General features: G+C 55.5%; 15 protein-coding genes. 9 read left to right on the top strand and 6 right to left on the bottom strand.

Annotation, left to right across the window (positions count from 1 at the left end; genetic code table 11):
- The first annotated feature begins 1 nt into the window (after position 1).
- From J7382_RS13790 to rarD, 5 genes are all read left to right on the top strand, one after another.
- Positions 2–625, top strand: coding sequence for a LysE family translocator (locus tag J7382_RS13790; RefSeq protein WP_209069622.1), 624 nt, complete (start codon positions 2–4; stop codon positions 623–625).
- Between the two features lie 11 nt (positions 626–636).
- Entirely contained in the window at positions 637–3,087 is a 2,451-nt protein-coding gene (locus J7382_RS13785; protein WP_209069621.1) for an FAD-dependent oxidoreductase, read from the top strand.
- Entirely contained in the window at positions 3,084–3,986 is a 903-nt protein-coding gene (locus tag J7382_RS13780) for a homocysteine S-methyltransferase family protein (protein WP_209069620.1), read from the top strand. Before J7382_RS13785 ends, J7382_RS13780 begins: the two co-directional genes overlap by 4 nt.
- A gap of 89 nt (positions 3,987–4,075) precedes the next feature.
- The gene (locus tag J7382_RS13775) at positions 4,076–6,526 is read left to right on the top strand and encodes an FAD-dependent oxidoreductase (RefSeq protein WP_209069619.1); all 2,451 of its coding nucleotides are present in this window, start codon (positions 4,076–4,078) and stop codon (positions 6,524–6,526) included.
- Positions 6,527–6,639: 113 nt separating this feature from the next.
- The gene (gene rarD / locus J7382_RS13770; RefSeq protein ID WP_209069618.1) at positions 6,640–7,548 is read left to right on the top strand and encodes an EamA family transporter RarD; all 909 of its coding nucleotides are present in this window, start codon (positions 6,640–6,642) and stop codon (positions 7,546–7,548) included.
- A gap of 7 nt (positions 7,549–7,555) precedes the next feature.
- On the opposite strand, the gene J7382_RS13765 is transcribed toward rarD, so the two are convergent.
- Complete coding sequence (locus J7382_RS13765) at positions 7,556–8,266, bottom strand: SGNH/GDSL hydrolase family protein (RefSeq protein WP_209069617.1); 711 nt, start codon at positions 8,264–8,266, stop codon at positions 7,556–7,558.
- A gap of 7 nt (positions 8,267–8,273) precedes the next feature.
- Positions 8,274–8,684, bottom strand: a complete 411-nt coding sequence (locus J7382_RS13760) for a nuclear transport factor 2 family protein (protein WP_209069616.1) — start codon at positions 8,682–8,684, stop codon at positions 8,274–8,276.
- Between the two features lie 106 nt (positions 8,685–8,790).
- Here J7382_RS13760 and J7382_RS13755 point away from each other — a divergent pair, with 106 nt between their 5' ends.
- Positions 8,791–9,444, top strand: coding sequence for an RluA family pseudouridine synthase (locus J7382_RS13755; protein ID WP_209069615.1), 654 nt, complete (start codon positions 8,791–8,793; stop codon positions 9,442–9,444).
- Positions 9,445–9,447: 3 nt separating this feature from the next.
- Here the strand turns inward: J7382_RS13755 and J7382_RS13750 are convergent, their stop codons facing one another.
- From J7382_RS13750 to sseA, 3 genes are read right to left on the bottom strand one after another with little or no spacing between them, the layout of a single operon-like run.
- A complete protein-coding gene (locus J7382_RS13750; RefSeq protein WP_209069614.1) occupies positions 9,448–9,906 on the bottom strand; it encodes a GAF domain-containing protein in 459 nt (152 codons plus the stop codon).
- A 60-nt stretch (positions 9,907–9,966) separates the two neighbouring features.
- Positions 9,967–11,151, bottom strand: a complete 1,185-nt coding sequence (locus tag J7382_RS13745) for an amino acid aminotransferase (RefSeq protein WP_209069613.1) — start codon at positions 11,149–11,151, stop codon at positions 9,967–9,969.
- Complete coding sequence (gene sseA / locus J7382_RS13740) at positions 11,151–12,005, bottom strand: 3-mercaptopyruvate sulfurtransferase (RefSeq protein WP_209069612.1); 855 nt, start codon at positions 12,003–12,005, stop codon at positions 11,151–11,153. The genes J7382_RS13745 and sseA overlap by 1 nt, the downstream gene beginning before the upstream one ends.
- Here sseA and J7382_RS13735 point away from each other — a divergent pair.
- Positions 11,984–12,883 (top strand): hypothetical protein, encoded by a 900-nt coding sequence (locus tag J7382_RS13735; RefSeq protein ID WP_348540030.1) that lies wholly within the window; start codon positions 11,984–11,986, stop codon positions 12,881–12,883. The two genes, sseA and J7382_RS13735, sit on opposite strands and share 22 nt — an antisense overlap.
- On the opposite strand, the gene smpB is transcribed toward J7382_RS13735, so the two are convergent.
- Positions 12,871–13,350: an SsrA-binding protein SmpB gene (gene smpB / locus J7382_RS13730; protein WP_209069611.1), complete on the bottom strand. Its 480-nt coding sequence runs from the start codon at positions 13,348–13,350 to the stop codon at positions 12,871–12,873. The genes J7382_RS13735 and smpB overlap by 13 nt on opposite strands.
- Before the next feature lie 183 nt (positions 13,351–13,533).
- Here smpB and J7382_RS13725 point away from each other — a divergent pair, with 183 nt between their 5' ends.
- Positions 13,534–14,724, top strand: coding sequence for an aminotransferase class I/II-fold pyridoxal phosphate-dependent enzyme (locus tag J7382_RS13725; protein WP_209069610.1), 1,191 nt, complete (start codon positions 13,534–13,536; stop codon positions 14,722–14,724).
- 7 nt (positions 14,725–14,731) lie between these two features.
- A complete protein-coding gene (locus J7382_RS13720) occupies positions 14,732–17,674 on the top strand; it encodes a DNA translocase FtsK (protein ID WP_209069609.1) in 2,943 nt (980 codons plus the stop codon).
- Positions 17,675–17,706 lie beyond the last annotated feature (32 nt).

The following is a 17,706-nucleotide window of genomic DNA, read 5'->3' as shown; positions in this document are numbered from 1 at the left end:
GATGTTGGAGACTTTTATTCAGATGGACAGCGTCACGCTCTGGGCTTTTATGGCTGCATCATTGGTGATGTACCTCACGCCTGGTGCGGACATGATGTTCACGATCGCCAGTGGTATTTCCGGAGGTCCTAAAGCAGGATTCGCGGCGACTGTGGGCGTAACGCTTGGACTGGTAGTTCACATAACCTTGGCAGCTGCAGGGCTGGCTGTTTTGGTCGCCGCGTCGCCCACAGCGCTTATGGTGATCCGATATGCAGGGGCAGCCTATCTTGCTGTGCTTGCTTATCAAGCTTGGACAGCCAAACCGATGTCAGAGAATGCTGAGGGGCGTTCCGACGTGCTGCGTGCGGTTCGACGGGGGTTTCTCACCAATATGCTCAACCCCAAAATTATTCTGTTTATCCTGGCCTTCTTGCCACAATTCACCACCCCGGAGGTCGGCCCGATTTGGCAGCAGATTGCCATATTGGGAGCGATGTTTGCTTCCGGCGGATTTGTGGTGGTTTCAGTGATCGGCATTTCAGCCGGCGTCGTTGGCGCAAAGCTGGCACAGGCCACGGGTATTCTCAACAAAATCGCTGCTATACTCTTTGGGGGACTGGCAGCCAAACTTGTACTCGACTGAGGGAGACGCTGATGTCTGACTTTCCAACCAAGGCCCGCGTGGTCATTATCGGCGGCGGTGTTGTTGGCGCCTCCAGCCTGTACCACCTTGCCAAGAAGGGCTGGACCGACTGCGTTCTGCTGGAAAAGAATGAGTTGACCGCAGGATCCACTTGGCACGCGGCCGGAAATGTTCCCACATTTTCAAACTCTTGGGCAATCATGAATATGCAGCGCTACTCCACCGAGCTGTACGCCCGTTTGGGTGAAGAGGTAGATTATCCGATGAACTATCACCAGTCTGGTTCAATCCGGCTGGCGCACACCAAGGAGCGCGTTCAGGAGTTTGAACGCGCCATGTCCATGGCCCGCTATCAGGGCATCCCCATGGAGATGTGGACCCCGGAGGAGGCCAAGGAGCGCTATCCTTTCCTAGAGACCCATGAACTCATGGGCGTGCTCTATGACCCCACCGATGGCGACATCGACCCGGCCCAGCTCACCCAGGCTTTGGCCAAAGGCGCACGGGACATGGGCCAGAAAATCATCCGCTTCTGCCCAGCCACTGGCGTGACTCAGCTGGAAGACAAAAGCTGGATTGTACACACGGACAAAGGCGACATCGCCTGTGATTATGTCGTGAATGCAGCGGGTTACTACGCCCAGCGTGTGGGCGAATGGTTCAAGCCATATGGCGGTCGTTCCGTGCCGATGATGGTGATGAGTCACCAGTATCTGCTGACGGAAGAAATCCCAGAGGTGGAAGAATGGTCCAAAGCCAACGGTGGTGTGAAGCTGCCGCTGCTGCGCGACGTGGATATCTCCTACTACCTGCGCCAAGAGAAACACGGCTACAACCTCGGCCCTTATGAGCCCAACTGTAAGGCCCATTGGGACACAGACGCCGACCCGATGCCCGATGATTTCTCCTTCCAGCTCTGGTCTGACGATCTGGACCGGATCGAGGACATCGTGACCGACGCCATGGAGCGGGTGCCTCTGATGGCCACCTCCGGCATCAGCCGCGTGATCAACGGCCCAATCCCCTATGCACCAGACGGTTTGCCGCTGATCGGCCCGATGCCGGGTGTGGAAAATGCCTTTGAAAACTGTGTGTTCACCTTCGGCATCGCCCAGGGCGGCGGCGCAGGCAAGGTGCTCGCAGAATGGATTGTGGACGGCCACACCGAGTGGGATATGTGGGCCGTCGATCCTCGTCGCTACACTGATTACACTGATCATGATTACTGCGTGAAGAAAGGCATGGAAGTCTACGGCAACGAATACGCCATGCATTTTCCGCATCACGAATGGCCCGCCGCGCGCGACAAAAAGCTCTCCCCCGTCCATGACCGGGTGGTCGCACAAGGCGGTGTTATGGGGGCCTACAACGGCTGGGAACGCGCCAACTGGTTCGCCAAAGACGGCGATGACACCTCGCTGGAGGCCACCCACACCTGGGGGCGCTCCGGCCCTTGGGAGCAGCGCATCAAAGAAGAGTGCGAAGCTGTGCGTGATCACTGTGGTGTGCTGGATTTGCCTGGCTTTTCTCGCTTCATGGTCAAAGGCACGGGCGCGGCAGAGGCGCTGCGCGGTCTCGTAACAGGTGGCCTTCCAAAAGTTGGCAGAATGAACCTTGTTTATGTGTCTGATGACCGGGGCCGCATCCTGACAGAGATGTCCTGTATCCGTTTGGGTGAGGATGAATTTGTGATGATCACCGCGGCCACCGCACAATGGCATGATCGCGATATTCTGATGCAAGTCATGCCAACAGGTGTGACCGTTGAAGATGTCACCACCACCTGCGACACGTTGATTGTCACAGGGCCGAAATCGCGTGAGATCCTGTCTGGCCTGACAGAGGCGGATCTGGAGAGCGGTTGGCTCACCCACCAGAGTGCTACCGTCGCAGGGCAACCGGCGCATCTGATCCGGGTGTCCTTTGCGGGTGAACTGGGTTGGGAAGTGCACGCGCTGAATGCGGATATGCCACCCATTTATGACGCGATTATCGCCGCTGGCGCGACGCCATTTGGCATGTATGCGCTGAATTCCCTGCGTCTGGAAAAAGGCTACCGCGCGTGGAAAGGTGATCTCTCCACGGACTACTCTTTGCTAGAAGGTGGCCTTGGCCGCTTTGTGAAACTCGACAAACCGCAGGCGTTCCCCGGTAAGGCCGCGATCCAGAGCGAGTTGCAGCAGGGTGTCAAAAAATCCTTTGTTACCTTGGTTGTAGAGGCAGCTGAGGCAGATGCGCCTTACATGTCTTGCATCTGGCACGGCGATCAGATCGTGGGCGAAACCACATCTGGCGGCTGGGGGCATCGGGTGAATGCTTCTATCGCGCTGGGCATGGTGCAGGCGGATCTCGCGAAACCCGGCACGGAGCTTGAGGTTGAGATCTACGGCGAGAAATACCGCGCCGTGGTGCAAGAGGATCAGCCTCTCTGGGATCCAGCCAACGAACGTCTGCGCGCATGACGAAGATTATCTTGAAAGACGGTGGATCGGGGCAGGAATTGCTGGCCCGGTCGTCCATGCCTGCGCATCCGCTTTGGTCCGCCAAAGTGATGATGGAGGAGCCTGAAATTGTGCAGGCAGTGCATGCGGATTTTATTCTGGCTGGCGCGCGTCTGATCACCCTCAATACCTATTCCGCCACGCCAGAGCGGCTTGCGCGAGAAGGTGTCGGAGACATGTTTCAACCCCTCCAGCAGCGGGCGATTGATCTTGCTAATGCTGCGCGGGATGAGGTGGGTGAAGAGGGCGTCAAGCTGGCCGCCTGCCTGCCGCCGCTGCACGGCTCTTATCGCCCGGACATGTCGCGTAGCCATGCGGATCTGTTGTCAGCCTATCAGGAGATTGCGCAGGCGCAGGCTGCGGCCTGTGATGTGATCCTGTGTGAGACACTCTCCAGTGTGGCAGAAGTCACAGCCGCAGCTCAGGCAGGCATTGAAACGGGCAAGCCAACTTGGGTGTTTGTCACGTTGAAGGATGACAACAGCGCAGAGCTGCGTTCTGGGGAGCCTCTCTCCGCTGCGCTTGAAGCGCTTGCAGATTTTGAGGTTGCAGGTATCGGATTGAATTGTTCCAAACCAGAAATTGTGTCCCGCTGTTTCCCGATGCTTCAGTCAACGGGCCGCCCGACCGGAGCCTATGCAAACGGGTTTGAGGGTATTGATGCGTTGGATATTGGCGGCACCGTTGATGGGCTGCGGGCACGCACCGATGTCACACCCAGAAATTACGCTGATTTTGCAATGCAATGGGTTGCGGATGGGGCAAGTTTTGTTGGCGGCTGCTGTGAGGTTGGCCCTGCCCATATCGCCGAACTTGCAGCGCGTCTGAAAGAGGCTGGTCACAGCCTGGTGGGGGCCTGAGGCCTGCGTTTCACTATTCTTTGGGGGCAGAGACAAGCCCTCCTGACGGTCGCAGGCTGTGTCTGCGCAACACCTGAAAGGACATCATGATGGCTGATCTTCCAAACAAAGCACGCGTGGTGATCATTGGCGGCGGCGTGGTGGGATGCTCTGTTGCTTATCACCTGACCAAACTTGGCTGGAAAGACGTTGTTCTGCTGGAGCGCAAACAGCTCACATCAGGCACCACATGGCACGCCGCTGGCCTGATTGCACAGCTACGCGCAACCGCAAACATGACTAAGCTCGCCAAATATTCCCAAGAGCTTTATGGCAATCTTGAAGCGGAAACCGGTGTGGCCACAGGCTTTAAGCGGTGCGGCTCAATCACGGTGGCTTTGACCGAAGAGCGCAAAGAAGAGATCTATCGTCAGGCGGCCATGGCACGGGCCTTTGGGGTTGAGGTCGAAGAGATTTCGCCTTCCGAGGTAAAAGCGCGCTATGAGCACCTCAACATCGAAGACGTGAAAGCGGGCGTCTGGTTGCCGCTGGATGGTCAGGGCGATCCGGCCAATATCGCGCTGGCCTTGGCCAAAGGCGCGCGACAGGGCGGTGCGATCGTTAAAGAGCGGATCAAAGTCACCAATATCGCCAAATCCGGCCGCAAGGTGACGGGGGTGGATTGGGTCTCTGATGATGGCAACTCACAAGGTCACATTGCCTGTGATATGATCGTCAACTGTGCGGGGATGTGGGGCCATGAAGTGGGGCGCATGGCGGGCGTGAATGTGCCGCTGCATGCCTGCGAGCACTTCTACATCGTAACAGAGGGCATTCAGGGCCTGACACAGATGCCGGTGCTGCGCGTGCCGGACGAATGCGCCTACTATAAGGAAGACGCAGGAAAAATCCTGCTGGGCGCCTTTGAGCCCAACGCCAAGCCATGGGCGATGAACGGCATTCCGGACAGCTTTGAGTTTGATCAGCTGCCTGAGGATTTTGATCACTTTGAGCCGATTTTGGAGGCGGCGTGCAACCGCGTGCCTATGCTCGCGGAGGCGGGCATTCATACCTTCTTCAACGGGCCGGAAAGTTTCACTCCGGACGACGCCTACCATCTGGGATTGGCCCCAGAGATGGACAATGTCTGGGTGGCGGCAGGCTTCAACTCGATTGGTATTCAGTCCGCGGGCGGGGCCGGTATGGCGCTGGCGCAATGGATGACGGATGGGGAAAGACCGTTTGATCTGGGCGATGTGGACATCAGCCGCATGCAACCTTTTCAGGGTAACAAAACCTATCTGTTTGAGCGCTCCAAGGAAACGCTGGGCCTGCTTTATGCGGATCACTTCCCTTATCGTCAGAAGGCAACCGCGCGCGGCGTTCGTCGCACACCGTTCCATCATCACCTGAAAGAACAAGGCGCAGTCTTTGGGGAACTTGCAGGCTGGGAGCGGGCCAACTGGTTTGCCAATGAAGGCCAAGAGCGCGAGTACCAGTACACTTGGAAACGTCAGAACTGGTTTGAGAATTCCGCCGCCGAGCACCGGGCCGTGCGCGAAAATGTTGGCATGTATGACATGTCGTCTTTCGGCAAAATCCGTGTGGAAGGGCCGGATGCCGAAGCCTTTATGAACTATGTGGGCGGCGGCGATTATTCGGTGCCAAATGGCAAGATCGTCTACACGCAATTCCTTAACCGCAATGGTGGGATTGAGGCTGATGTGACCGTGACGCGGCTGACAGAAACCGCATATCTCGTGGTTACCCCTGCTGCGACGCGGCTTGCGGATCAGACGTGGATGCAGCGCCATAAAGGTGATTTCAATGTGGTGATCACCGATGTCACCGCGGGTGAGGGTGTTCTGGCCATCATGGGGCCAAACGCGCGCAAGCTTCTTGAAAAAGTGTCTCCGGCGGATTTCTCCAATGCGGTCAACCCGTTTGGTACGGCGCAGGAGATTGAGTTGGGCATGGGCCTCGCGCGGGCACATCGTGTGACCTATGTGGGGGAGCTTGGCTGGGAAATCTATGTGTCCTCGGACATGGCAGGGCATGCCTTTGAAACTCTCTGGGATGCAGGTCAGGACATGGGGCTGAAGCTTTGTGGCATGCATATGATGGACAGTTGCCGGATTGAAAAAGGCTTCCGCCACTTCGGGCATGACATTACCAGCGAAGATCACGTTGTGGATGCAGGGCTTGGCTTTGCTGTGAAAACCCAGAAGGACGACTTCATCGGCAAAGAAGCGGTTTTGAAGCGGAAAGAAACAGGCCCGCAAAGTCGGTTGCTGCAATTCAAGCTGACAGATCCAGAGCCGCTTTTGTTTCACAATGAACCGATCCTGCGAGACGGTGAGTATGTCGGGTATCTGTGTTCAGGAAACTATGGGCACACTCTGGGGGCTGCCATCGGCATGGGCTATGTACCCTGTGCCAATGAGAGCGCGGCGGATGTGCTAAACTCAACCTATGAGATTGATGTGATGGGAACACGCGTTCTCGCAGAAGCATCTTTGCGTCCCCTGTACGACCCTAAGTCGGAACGCGTTAAAGTGTGATCCATTCAATGCGGTCAGCCATCACAAATTTTGATGGCTGACCGCACGATTTACTGTGTTTCCTTCCATGGGTCCCACCGCTAACAAGAAGCGTCGTGGTGGAGGAGAGACAGATGGCAGATGCGGCACGCACAGCAGAAAATGTAGACACGCCAAAGGGGCTTGCCTTCGCAATGACCGCCTATCTCCTGTGGGGGTTTTTGCCGCTTTACATGAAAGCTGTGTCTCATATGCCAGCACTTGAGGTGGTTGCGCATCGCGTGATCTGGTCTGTGCCGGTTGCGGGAGTGGTTTTGATGTACCTCGGTCGCACGGGCGACCTGTTTGCCGCATTGCGCAGCCCGCGTACACTGTTGATGGGATGTCTTACGGCGGCGCTGATCACTATAAACTGGGGTGTCTATGTCTGGTCGATTGCCGCAGACCGTGCACTTGATGCGGCTTTGGGGTACTATATCAATCCGCTGTTTAGCATTGCCTTGGCCGCTGTTTTGTTGGGCGAAAAGCTGTCAAAGCTACAATGGGTTGCTGTCGGTCTCGCTGCCGCTGCGGTTGGGGTTCTCTGGTTTGATACTGGGGCACTACCATGGCCCGCGTTGACGCTTACGATCTCTTGGGGGTTTTATGCGTTCTTCAAGAAATCCCTGCCGGTTGGGCCCAATCAGGGGTTTCTCCTTGAAGTGCTGATCCTGACCATCCCCGCCACCGGCTTTCTGATCTGGCAAACCGCCAACGGAGGATCTCACTTTGGAGGTGAGGTGAGTGATACCCTGCTTCTGTTGGGATGTGGGATCGTGACAGCCGTGCCTTTGCTGTTTTATGCCAATGGCGCCAAGCTTATGCGTCTGTCGACAATCGGTATCATGCAATACATTGCGCCAACTTTGATTTTCCTTATGGCGGTGTTGGTGTTTGATGAACCTTTCGGCAAGGCGCGTATGATCGCCTTCCCGATGATTTGGTCGGCCTTGATTGTCTATTCAATTCCCATGATCCAAGACGTTCGAAATGCGCGGAAATAAGCGTATTTTATAGATGTTTGCGTATGTGCTCTGTAAGCAGAGTTGCCCAAAGAGCGTAAGCTTCTTCTGATGGGTGATAGCCATCGGAGGCCTGATAGCGGGGCTCAAACGGGACATCGAGCGGCATATGCGTCAAAATAGGGTGGTCGGCGCAAAGTACGGCAAGCCCCTGATCCAGGCGGTTGGCCTGTTGTCCCAGGATCCAGCGCAGGGGCTGTGGTAACTTCGGGTACATGCCCATAGGCGGAAGGCCGGAGGCAACAATCAGATGGGCATTGAAGCGGCTTACAAGCGCCTGTGCTAGGCGGTTTTGATTGTGCATCCATCTCACGCGGCTGAACCCACGCGTGACATCATTCACACCAAGCGCAGACACGACGATGTCTGCAGGCTGTGTGTCGATGTGTTCCAGCTTTTGTAGGATGGTTTTGGTGGTTGCCCCAGTTTCCGCAATCAGACGCCAGTGCACTTGAAAGTGTTCAGAAAGTCTTGCAGTCAACTGGCCTGATAGCGCCTGTGATTGTGTGCCCGCTCCGACGCCAGCTGCAGAGCTGTCACCGATAATCAGAAGGTTGAGCTTTGGCCCTGTACCACAAGTCCCGGAGCGGTTTCCTGGAGGTTCCGGGAGTTGATTGGCCCTTTTGCGCACTCCAAGAGCTTGCACCAAGAGCAATGGTGCAAGCGGGATACGTAAGAGCTGATCAATTCCGTAGGGCATAGGCGTGTCAGCTCATGGCGTCTTTGAATTTGAGGAAGCGTGCATCGGTCATCACGCGCTGCATAATGGCATCGCGCAGCGCTCCCACGGTTTTATAGGGGCGCATGACCACTTCGAAATGCTGAATTTCATCCGCGTCGTTCAAGGTGATCAAATCAACGCCGACGCAATCGAGATCTCCGATCTTGCATTGAAATTCCAGAGCCCAGTCCTTGCCGTCACCCATGATGCGGCGGTAGCGAAAATCCGTGAAGATTTGACCAACATGCCCCAGCACGGCTGCCACGGGTTCACGCCCGGTCCATGTGGCCCAATACGTCGGCGGCTGAAAGGTAACGTCTTCTGCCAGAAGGGATTTGATATCGTCTTCATTGCCCTTGGCAACGACTTCCTGCATTCTCTCAATGGTTGCGTGCATGTGGTGTGTCCTCCCTCAAAATTGGTGTGTAGCCTGCGCATTTGAGCGCCTGACTCAAGGCTGACGTTGGGTTGCTCGGCAGGCACAGAGGGCTTATGTGCGAGGCATGACAGAAATCACGCCCTATGACCCGCCCAATGATCCTCTCGTAATTCTGCATGAGGACAGTGATATTGTCGTGGTGGATAAGCCTTCGGGGCTTCTCTCTGTTCCCGGACGTGGCGCCCATCTTGCAGACTGCTTGCTGTATCGGGTGCAGGCTGCTTTTCCTACGGCACTTCTTGTGCACCGTCTGGATCGGGATACTTCAGGGGTGATGGTGTTTGCATTGACCCCCCATGCGCAGCGCAACCTTTCCATGCAGTTTGAAAAGCGGAAAACCAAAAAGACCTATGTCGCGCGGGTTTGGGGGAAAGTATCTGAGAAAACAGGGACTGTGGATCTTCCCTTGATGGTAGATTGGCCCAATCGCCCACGCCAGATGGTAGATCATGAAAATGGCAAACCGGCGGTTACGGATTGGCGCGCTTTGAAGGTTGGGGAGAATGAAACACGGGTCCGGCTCTTTCCCAAAACGGGCCGAAGTCACCAATTGCGCGTGCATATGCTGGCGCTGGGTCACGTGATTTTGGGGGATCCGTTATATGCAGAAGGCGCAGCCTTAGCATTCCCTCGGCTGATGCTGCATTCAGAGGAATTGCGCATCAGCCATCCGGAAAGCGGTAAAGGCATGGCTTTTCGGGCCAAAGCCCCTTTCTGAAGGTCAGGCCGCGTCTTTGAAGGTCACGGCCAGAATAGCGCCCAGTTGATCAGCGTCCTCTTGGGTGAAGGCATTGGGTTGGTCGCTATCGATGTCAAAAACGCCAAGCAGCTCCCCTTTGCCGTTCCAGACAGGCAGGACGAGCTCTGAACGTGTGCTGCTGGCACAGGCGATGTGGCCGGGGAAAGCATCCACATCGGCGACGAGTTGTGTTTCACCAGTGCGGGCAGCTGCACCGCATACACCGCGCGCAAATGGGATCACAAGGCATCCATGCCCTCCCTGGTACGGGCCGATTTTCAAAAGCTCCGGGCCGACCACCCGGTAGAAACCTGTCCAATCGAAGCGCGCGTCAGCATGGTGAACCTCGCAGGCGAGTGTTGCCATAAGTGAGACCGTATCCGTCTCACCTTTTGTCAGGGAGGCGACGGTGGTTGCGAGCGTTTTATAGTCCAAAGACATCGGGGATCCTAAAAGAGAAACCGCGCCTGTACCGAGGTAAGGCGCGGCTTTGGTTGTTGATCAGATACCAGCGTCAACGATGGCTTGTGCCAGTACTGGAACCGAGTTTTTGTTGAGGCCTGCAATGTTCATGCGGCTGTCACCTACCATGTAGATCGCATTGTCCACGCGCAGTTTTTCAACCATGTCTGGCGTGGTGCCGAGCTGGCTGAACATGCCGCGGTGCTGTGCAAGGAATCCAAACCGATCTGATCCAGAAAGCCGTTGAAGTTCGCTTGCGAGCTGCTCACGCAGGGCGAGCATGCCCAAACGGGTTTCTTCCAGTTCTGCCATCCAATCCGCTTTCAGCGTGTCATCTGTCAGGATCGTGGCGACAACACGTGCGCCATGATCAGGCGGGAAAGAAAAGTTCTGACGGTTCAGGTGGTTCAGGTTGCCCTGCGCGATGGCGGTGTTTTCCGCTTTTTCGCTCATCGCAATCAGCAGCCCTGTGCGCTCCCGGTAGATGCCAAAGTTCTTGGAGCAAGACGCCGCGATCAGGAGTTCAGGAACGGAGGATGCGACGAGGCGGGTTGCCGCGGCATCTTCTTCAAGACCGTCACCAAAGCCTTGGTAGGCGATGTCGATCATAGGCAGGCAGGCTTTATCGTTGATCAGGTCAATCACGCTCTGCCACTGGGTCAAGTTCAGGTTGGCACCGGTGGGGTTGTGACAGCAGCCGTGCAGCAACACCACGTCGTCGCTGGTCACTTCGGCAAGATCTTCCATCATGCCGTCAAAGTTCACGCCACGGGTTTCTGCATCAAAATAGCGGTATTTCACCATTTCAATTCCGAGGTGGTTCAGGATGCTGACGTGGTTGGGCCAGGTTGGATCAGAGACAAACACACGGGCTTTGGGATTGGCTGTTTTGATCAGCTCAAATGCTTGCCGAATGGCCCCAGTGCCGCCCGGAGTTGCCACAGCTGCGAGGCGTGCCTTGTCCACGCTTTGAGCCAAAAGCATGTCGATCATGGCTTCAGAATAAACCGGATCACCGGCCAGCCCTGTATAGGCCTTGCTGATTTGCTCTTCGACAATCTTGCGTTCCGCAGCTTTCACAGCCCGCATCACGGGGGTAACGCCTTCCGCATTCTTGTATACGCCCACGCCAAGGTCCACTTTGGTCTGGCGGGGATCCTCGCGATACATGGCCATGAGGCCGAGGATTTTGTCTTTAGGCTGCTCTTTGAGATTGGTGAGCATCAAGCTTCTCCGGTTGCTACGGGCAATGTGGGAAAGGCCCCCCATTCTGCCCATGATCCATCATAAAGGGAGTGGTCGGTCTTGCCGAACCGTTCCATGGCGAGGCACAGCACTGCTGCGGTCACACCGGATCCGCAGGAGGTGATGGCTGGCTTGGAGAGATCCACGCCGGCGGCCTCAAAAACTTGGCGCAAGGCGTCGGGTGATTTCATGGTGCCGTCTTTATTCAGCGCGCTGGTATAGGGCACGTTCTTGGACCCTGGAATATGTCCTGCGCGTAGCCCGGCGCGCGGTTCATCTGCTTCGCCACGAAAACGGGCGGCGGCGCGGGCGTCGATGATTTCATGATCTCCAAGCTTTGCCGCATGCGAAACCTGCGTCACATCACGCACCATCTGATTTTGCCGGCGCACGGTCATATGCCGGTCACGAATGATCGGCGAAAGGTCGTCGGTTGGATGGCCATCCTGTATCCATTTGGGCAACCCACCATCCAAAACGGCGACATTGTTCTGGCCCATCAATTTGAAGAGCCACCACACACGCGCCGCCGAGAACAATCCAGCGCTGTCGTATATCACGACTTGATGGCCGTCACCGACACCCATTGCGCGCAGGCGCGACATAAATTTCTCGACAGGGGGCACCATGTGAGGAAGATCGCTTCGACCGTCTGACACATCATCGATGTCAAAGTAACGCGCACCGGGTATGTGGCGTTCTTGGTATTCGAGACCAGCGGTGTTTTCCGTGCCCGCAGGGGACATGGAAGCATCCAGAATGCGTAGATCCGGATCTTTAAGATGAGCTGCCAGCCAATCAGTGGAAACCAGTGTCTTCGGATCGTCAGCCATGTAACCCTCACTTAGAAAGCTCGAAATACTGCCTACATCCCGTACTTAAAAGAGGCAAGCGCTGTGGGTTGTATAAAGCGTCTATCCTGAAAGATCTGAAAGGACACTGTTGGCGTATTGAGGCAGGTAAGCACAATCGTGTTGAAGGGGGTAATGTGGCAGATGTGGTTTTAATATTGGGCAGCGGCCCAAATGCTGTGAGCGCAAAAGACTGGCCACGGAGCGTTTTTGACGCGGTCGTCTCAATCAACAACGCATGGCGCATACGGAAGGATTGGACACATCTCATTCACCCGGAGGACTTTCCCGAAGATCGCCAGCCCAATGATTTGCAACCCACGCAGAAGCGTGTGCAACATACTGAATACGTACCTCAAAACAACGCGTTTGGAGGGGTGCTTTTTGCTGGAGGGACAATGGCCTTTACGGCAGGATATTGGGCTCTTGGCGCGCTAAAGCCCAAGGTCATGGCTTTTATTGGCTGTGATATGGTCTACCCGAAATCCGGGCAAACCCATTTTTATGGAAATGGCGTAGCAGACCCTTTGCGGGCGGATGTCTCGTTGCAAAGCTTGGAAGGTAAAGCGGCACGGTTAGGGCTGATTGCCGCCCAAAGTGACTGTCGTGTTGTCAACCTCTCGGTCGAAGAGAGCCGCCTTGTGTTCCCCAGAGCAACAATTGATACAATCGAAGCTGCCGCGCCGCGCGCTCCTTGTCCGGTGGAGGAGGTGTACGCTTTGCGCAGGGCAGAAAACGCTTTGGGTTATGATGCCCCGAGTGGACGTTATTGGGAGATTGTTGATCGTATCGAGTCAAGCAAATTGGCTGCGATTGACGCGCAGTGGCTTGCGTTGTGGGAGCAGACTTATTCGCCGTGACGCAGCAGGCGTTGTTTCTGGCGCCCCCAGTCTCTCTTGGCATCACTGGCCCGCTTGTCGTGTAGCTTTTTACCTTTAGCGACGCCAATTTTCATTTTCACCAAGCCTTTATGGTTGAAATACATCACCATAGGAACAAGGGTCATGCCTTTGCGCTGTGTTGCGGACCAGAAGTCTGATAGCTGCTTTTTACTGACCAGCAGTTTACGTTTGCGGCGTTCCAAATGCTTGAACATGGCACGCTCGTATGGTGCGATATAGGAGTTGACGAGCCAGAGCTCTCCCTCTTCAACCGCAGCATAGCTCTCAGCAATATTGGCCGATTTTTCGCGCAGAGATTTGACCTCTGAGCCGTGCAGAACAATGCCAACCTCGATTTCTTCCTCGATGGCATAGTCAAAGCGCGCGCGCCGATTTTCGGCGATCACTTTGTAATTTGGGTCTGCATTTTTTTGTTTTTTGGCCATAGTGGCAGTGGATAGCGTGCGGATGTCAAAGTGTCCATCCTGCCTGATGCTGGTGGGCATTGGCAGGGTGGCGCGAAGGACACAAGCCCATAGAAGCGCGGCATTTTAGTGGACGCCCTTCGTGCCTTTGGCTAGTTTGGTTTCAAACGGGGCGCAATGATCCCGAACCTGAGGCAGTTGAATATGAATTTTCCCGAGCGGTTCTCGAACCTACCGGCGTACGCATTTCCGCGTCTTCGCACCCTTTTGGATCATTTGGAGCCGGGTGGCCCAGTGGTGCATATGACCATTGGTGAGCCAAAGCATGCATTTCCAAGTTGGGTGACCGACGAGATCGTCGCGCATGCGGACGGCTTTAAAAGCTATCCTCCCAATGATGGTGCGCCTGAATTGCAAGAGGCAATCGCAGGGTGGATATCTACGCGCTACGGCGTCGAGGTGGATGCCGCGACGCAGGTTATGGCCTTGAATGGCACACGCGAGGGGCTTTACAACGCCGCTATGGCGCTTTGCCCTGAGGAAAAAAATGGCGAGCAGCCTCTGATCCTCACGCCAAACCCATTTTACCAAGTCTATGCGGTTGCCGCTGCATCGGTTGGCGCAGAAGCCCGCTTTGTCCCGGCGACGGCGGAATCGGGCCATCTTCCGGACTTTGAGGCGCTGTCTGAGCAAGATCTGGCACGTGTTGCTATTGCCTATGTTTGCTCTCCGGCCAATCCACAGGGTGCGATCGCTGATCGCGACTATTGGCAGCGTCTGATCCAGTTGGCTGAGACGTATGATTTCAAGATTTTTGCCGACGAGTGTTATTCCGAAATCTATCGGAAGGATCCGCCAGTCGGAGCTTTGCAGGTTGCAAAGGAAATGGGAGTGGACCCTGAACGGGTTTTGATTTTCCATTCCTTGAGTAAGCGCAGCAATCTCGCGGGGCTTCGGTCTGGTTTCGTTGCCAGTGGTCCGGAGAACCTGCGTCGCATAAAACAGCTGCGCGCCTATTCAGGTGCGCCTTTGCCACTGCCTTTGCAGAGGGCTGCGATCAAAGTGTGGCAAGACGAAGAGCACGTGATTGAGAACCGACGCCTCTATAGTGAGAAATTCGACGTGGCGGATGAAATTTTCGCAGATGTGCCGGGGTATAAAAGCCCGGATGCAGGGTTCTTTCTTTGGTTGCCTGTCCCAGATGGTGAAGAGGCCGCAGTAAAGCTTTGGACGGAAACGGGAGTGCGGGTTTTGCCGGGCGCGTATCTCAGCCGTGATGCAGATGGCAGTAACCCTGGCAAAGGATACATCCGGGTCGCGTTGGTGGCTCCTGCGGATGAGGTCGCAGGCGCGTTGGTGAAGCTGCGCGACTGTATCTACGGACAATCGGGTTGAGGTAAACATGGCGTATCAAGCACGAGGACGTGGACCATTGTTGGACAGCAGCACACAGGCGGCTGTAGAAAAGCGTGGCAAGGAACTCATCGGCATAGTGCTGATTGTTTTGGCTGTCATGTCTGCGGCCATGATTTTGTCCTACTCACCGAATGACCCGAGCTGGATTTCCGTAACGGATGCGCCAGTGCAAAACGTTTTGGGTCGGTTTGGTGCTTCTATTGCTGCGCCGCTGTTCATCATCATTGGGTGGGGCAGTCTTGGTGTGGCGCTGTTGCTGGGCATCTGGGGGGGGCGTTTTGCGTTCCACATTGGAGAAGAGCGGGCGCAAAGTCGGGTGATTTTCGCGCCGATAATGCTGGCTATGGGGGCAATCTATGCCTCAACTCTGACGCCGAGTACCGATTGGAGCCATGCTTTTGGTATGGGTGGGCTTTTCGGTGACACTGTGACAGGGGCTTTGCTGACCATTTTGCCGATCGGTGCTCAATCCGGGGTAAAGGTCATGTCACTGTTTGCTGGCATCGCATTTATTGGGATCTCAGCTTTTGTGCTGGGCTTCACGAAATTGGAGCTCTCGCGTTTGGCGCGTACATTCGTTGTTGGGTTGGTGCTCAGCTATGATTTCTTGATGAGGCTTTTGGGAAAAGGGGCGACGGGAGCGGTGCAGGCGGCAAAGGCTGCGCAAGAGCGTCGTGTTGAACGGCGCGCGGTGTCCCATGATGAGGCGGCCTACGCCTATGTTACTGAAGAGCATTGGGATGAGAATGTTTTTGACGAAGAAGACAGCTACCCAGCGCCCGAGACGATTGAGAAACCCAAGCCGCGTTTGAGAATGCCTGCGCTTATCAAGCGCGCGGAGCCGGAACCTGAGACACTTCCCGAGCCGGAACTGGTCGATAATCTCTTTACGAGCGAGTGGAATGATGCCCCGGAAGCGGACCGTATTAGCGCTAAAATTGCAGATGTGATGCGCACACGAGCGCGTAGGGGCGAAGCGGTTTCGCCACCAGAGCTCCACCCGGACAAACCTTTGACGAAGGGGCGGGGGCGAGGCCCTGATCCTCTTCTGCTCGACATGACCGGACCGCAAGAAGCTACCCATGCTCCAGCCAGTGCTATGCCAGTGGTGGTTGGCGCTCGTCAGGAGCCGCCGTTGTCGGCTGATCCAATGATGGTTAGTGAGCTGCCAGAGGTCGAAACCTTTGGGCAACCTCAGGAAATTGAGGTGGGGACGCCGGTGGTGGATCAGCATGCACCTGTGAACGAATCCGTTCCTATGCAAGCAATTCCAAGTGATGCCTACGTTTCAGCACCAATTCCAGTTGCTGCGCCCAAAAAAGTTGTCCAACCACGGGTGCACAAAGCTGTGGCACCCTCCGCGCGAGCAAAGGCTGAAGCACAGCCTTCATTGGCGTTTGAGGAGAGCGGCACGGAGTATGAGCTGCCACCTCTTGGTCTCTTGGAAAATCCACTTGATATCAGCCGCCATCACCTCAGTGATGAAGCGTTGGAAGAAAACGCCAGAATGCTAGAGACTGTTCTGGATGATTATGGCGTCAAGGGAGAGATTGTCAGCGTTCGTCCGGGCCCCGTGGTGACCATGTATGAACTCGAGCCAGCACCGGGTCTCAAAGCCAGCCGTGTGATTGGTTTGGCCGATGACATCGCCCGCTCCATGTCTGCTTTGTCTGCTCGCGTTTCGACGGTGCCGGGGCGGAGCGTGATTGGTATCGAATTGCCCAATGAGCATCGTGAAAAAGTGGTGTTGCGTGAAATTCTTGCTGCCCGTGATTTTGGCGACAGCAACATGAAGCTCCCACTTGCGTTGGGCAAAGATATCGGTGGCGATCCCATTGTGGCCAATCTGGCAAAGATGCCGCATTTGTTGATCGCCGGTACGACAGGGTCGGGCAAATCCGTTGCGATCAACACCATGATCTTGTCGCTGCTGTATCGCCTTACGCCAGAAGACTGCCGCTTGATCATGATCGACCCCAAGATGTTGGAACTGTCGGTCTATGACGGCATCCCGCATCTGCTTTCGCCCGTAGTGACAGACCCGAAGAAGGCGGTTGTTGCGCTCAAGTGGGTCGTGGGCGAGATGGAGGATCGCTATCGTAAAATGTCCAAGATGGGCGTACGTAACATCGACGGCTATAATAGCCGCGTGACGGATGCGCTTTCTAAAGGGGAGACTTTCAGTCGGACAGTGCAGACCGGTTTTGATGAGGAGACGGGCGAGCCCGTTTTCGAAACCGAAGAAATTTTGCCTGAGAAAATGCCCTATATCGTCGTGATCGTCGACGAAATGGCAGACCTTATGATGGTGGCAGGTAAAGAAATCGAAGCCTGCATTCAACGCCTTGCGCAAATGGCACGTGCTTCGGGTATCCACCTTATCATGGCCACACAACGGCCTTCTGTGGATGTGATCACAGGTACAATCAAAGCCAACTTCCCGACGCGCATCTCATTTCAGGTAACCTCCAAAGTCGACAGCCGCACCATTCTTGGTGAAATGGGGGCGGAACAACTTTTGGGGATGGGGGATATGCTCTATATGGCTGGGGGTGCAAAAATTACCCGTTGCCACGGCCCCTTTGTCAGCGACGAAGAGGTCGAAGAGATTGTGAACCATCTCAAGAGCTATGGGCCACCTGAATACATAGGAGGTGTCGTGGAAGGGCCAGATGAGGGCAAATCTGAGGGTATTGACGCTGTTTTGGGCTTGAGTACCGGCGGCAACACCAATGGTGAGGATGCGCTCTATGACTCTGCCGTTGCGATTGTCATTCAGGATCGCAAGTGCTCAACATCCTACATTCAGCGTAAGCTGGCGATTGGGTACAACAAGGCCGCGCGTTTGGTTGAGCAAATGGAAGAGGAAGGGCTGGTGAGCCCGGCCAACCACGTTGGTAAGCGCGAAATTTTGGTACCTGAGCAATAGGTTTAGGTGCCAATGCATAAAGTTTTTGTGCG

Origin of the sequence: Shimia sp. R11_0, from assembly GCF_017744035.1 — a bacterium.
In the GTDB taxonomy this organism is placed as follows: Bacteria; Pseudomonadota; Alphaproteobacteria; order Rhodobacterales; family Rhodobacteraceae; genus Shimia; species Shimia marina.
This window is presented reverse-complemented; position numbering and strand designations above follow the sequence as displayed.

What these genes read in the sequence shown, in the direction of transcription:
- J7382_RS13790 (WP_209069622.1), top strand. Translation starts at nt 2, where the DNA reads ATGTTGGAGACTTTTATTCAGATGGACAGCGTCACGCTCTGGGCTTTT.
- J7382_RS13785 (WP_209069621.1), top strand. Translation starts at nt 637, where the DNA reads ATGTCTGACTTTCCAACCAAGGCCCGCGTGGTCATTATCGGCGGCGGT.
- J7382_RS13780 (WP_209069620.1), top strand. Translation starts at nt 3,084, where the DNA reads ATGACGAAGATTATCTTGAAAGACGGTGGATCGGGGCAGGAATTGCTG.
- J7382_RS13775 (WP_209069619.1), top strand. Translation starts at nt 4,076, where the DNA reads ATGGCTGATCTTCCAAACAAAGCACGCGTGGTGATCATTGGCGGCGGC.
- rarD (WP_209069618.1), top strand. Translation starts at nt 6,640, where the DNA reads ATGGCAGATGCGGCACGCACAGCAGAAAATGTAGACACGCCAAAGGGG.
- J7382_RS13765 (WP_209069617.1), bottom strand. Translation starts at nt 8,266, where the DNA reads ATGCCCTACGGAATTGATCAGCTCTTACGTATCCCGCTTGCACCATTG.
- J7382_RS13760 (WP_209069616.1), bottom strand. Translation starts at nt 8,684, where the DNA reads ATGCACGCAACCATTGAGAGAATGCAGGAAGTCGTTGCCAAGGGCAAT.
- J7382_RS13755 (WP_209069615.1), top strand. Translation starts at nt 8,791, where the DNA reads ATGACAGAAATCACGCCCTATGACCCGCCCAATGATCCTCTCGTAATT.
- J7382_RS13750 (WP_209069614.1), bottom strand. Translation starts at nt 9,906, where the DNA reads ATGTCTTTGGACTATAAAACGCTCGCAACCACCGTCGCCTCCCTGACA.
- J7382_RS13745 (WP_209069613.1), bottom strand. Translation starts at nt 11,151, where the DNA reads ATGCTCACCAATCTCAAAGAGCAGCCTAAAGACAAAATCCTCGGCCTC.
- sseA (WP_209069612.1), bottom strand. Translation starts at nt 12,005, where the DNA reads ATGGCTGACGATCCGAAGACACTGGTTTCCACTGATTGGCTGGCAGCT.
- smpB (WP_209069611.1), bottom strand. Translation starts at nt 13,350, where the DNA reads ATGGCCAAAAAACAAAAAAATGCAGACCCAAATTACAAAGTGATCGCC.
- J7382_RS13725 (WP_209069610.1), top strand. Translation starts at nt 13,534, where the DNA reads ATGAATTTTCCCGAGCGGTTCTCGAACCTACCGGCGTACGCATTTCCG.
- J7382_RS13720 (WP_209069609.1), top strand. Translation starts at nt 14,732, where the DNA reads ATGGCGTATCAAGCACGAGGACGTGGACCATTGTTGGACAGCAGCACA.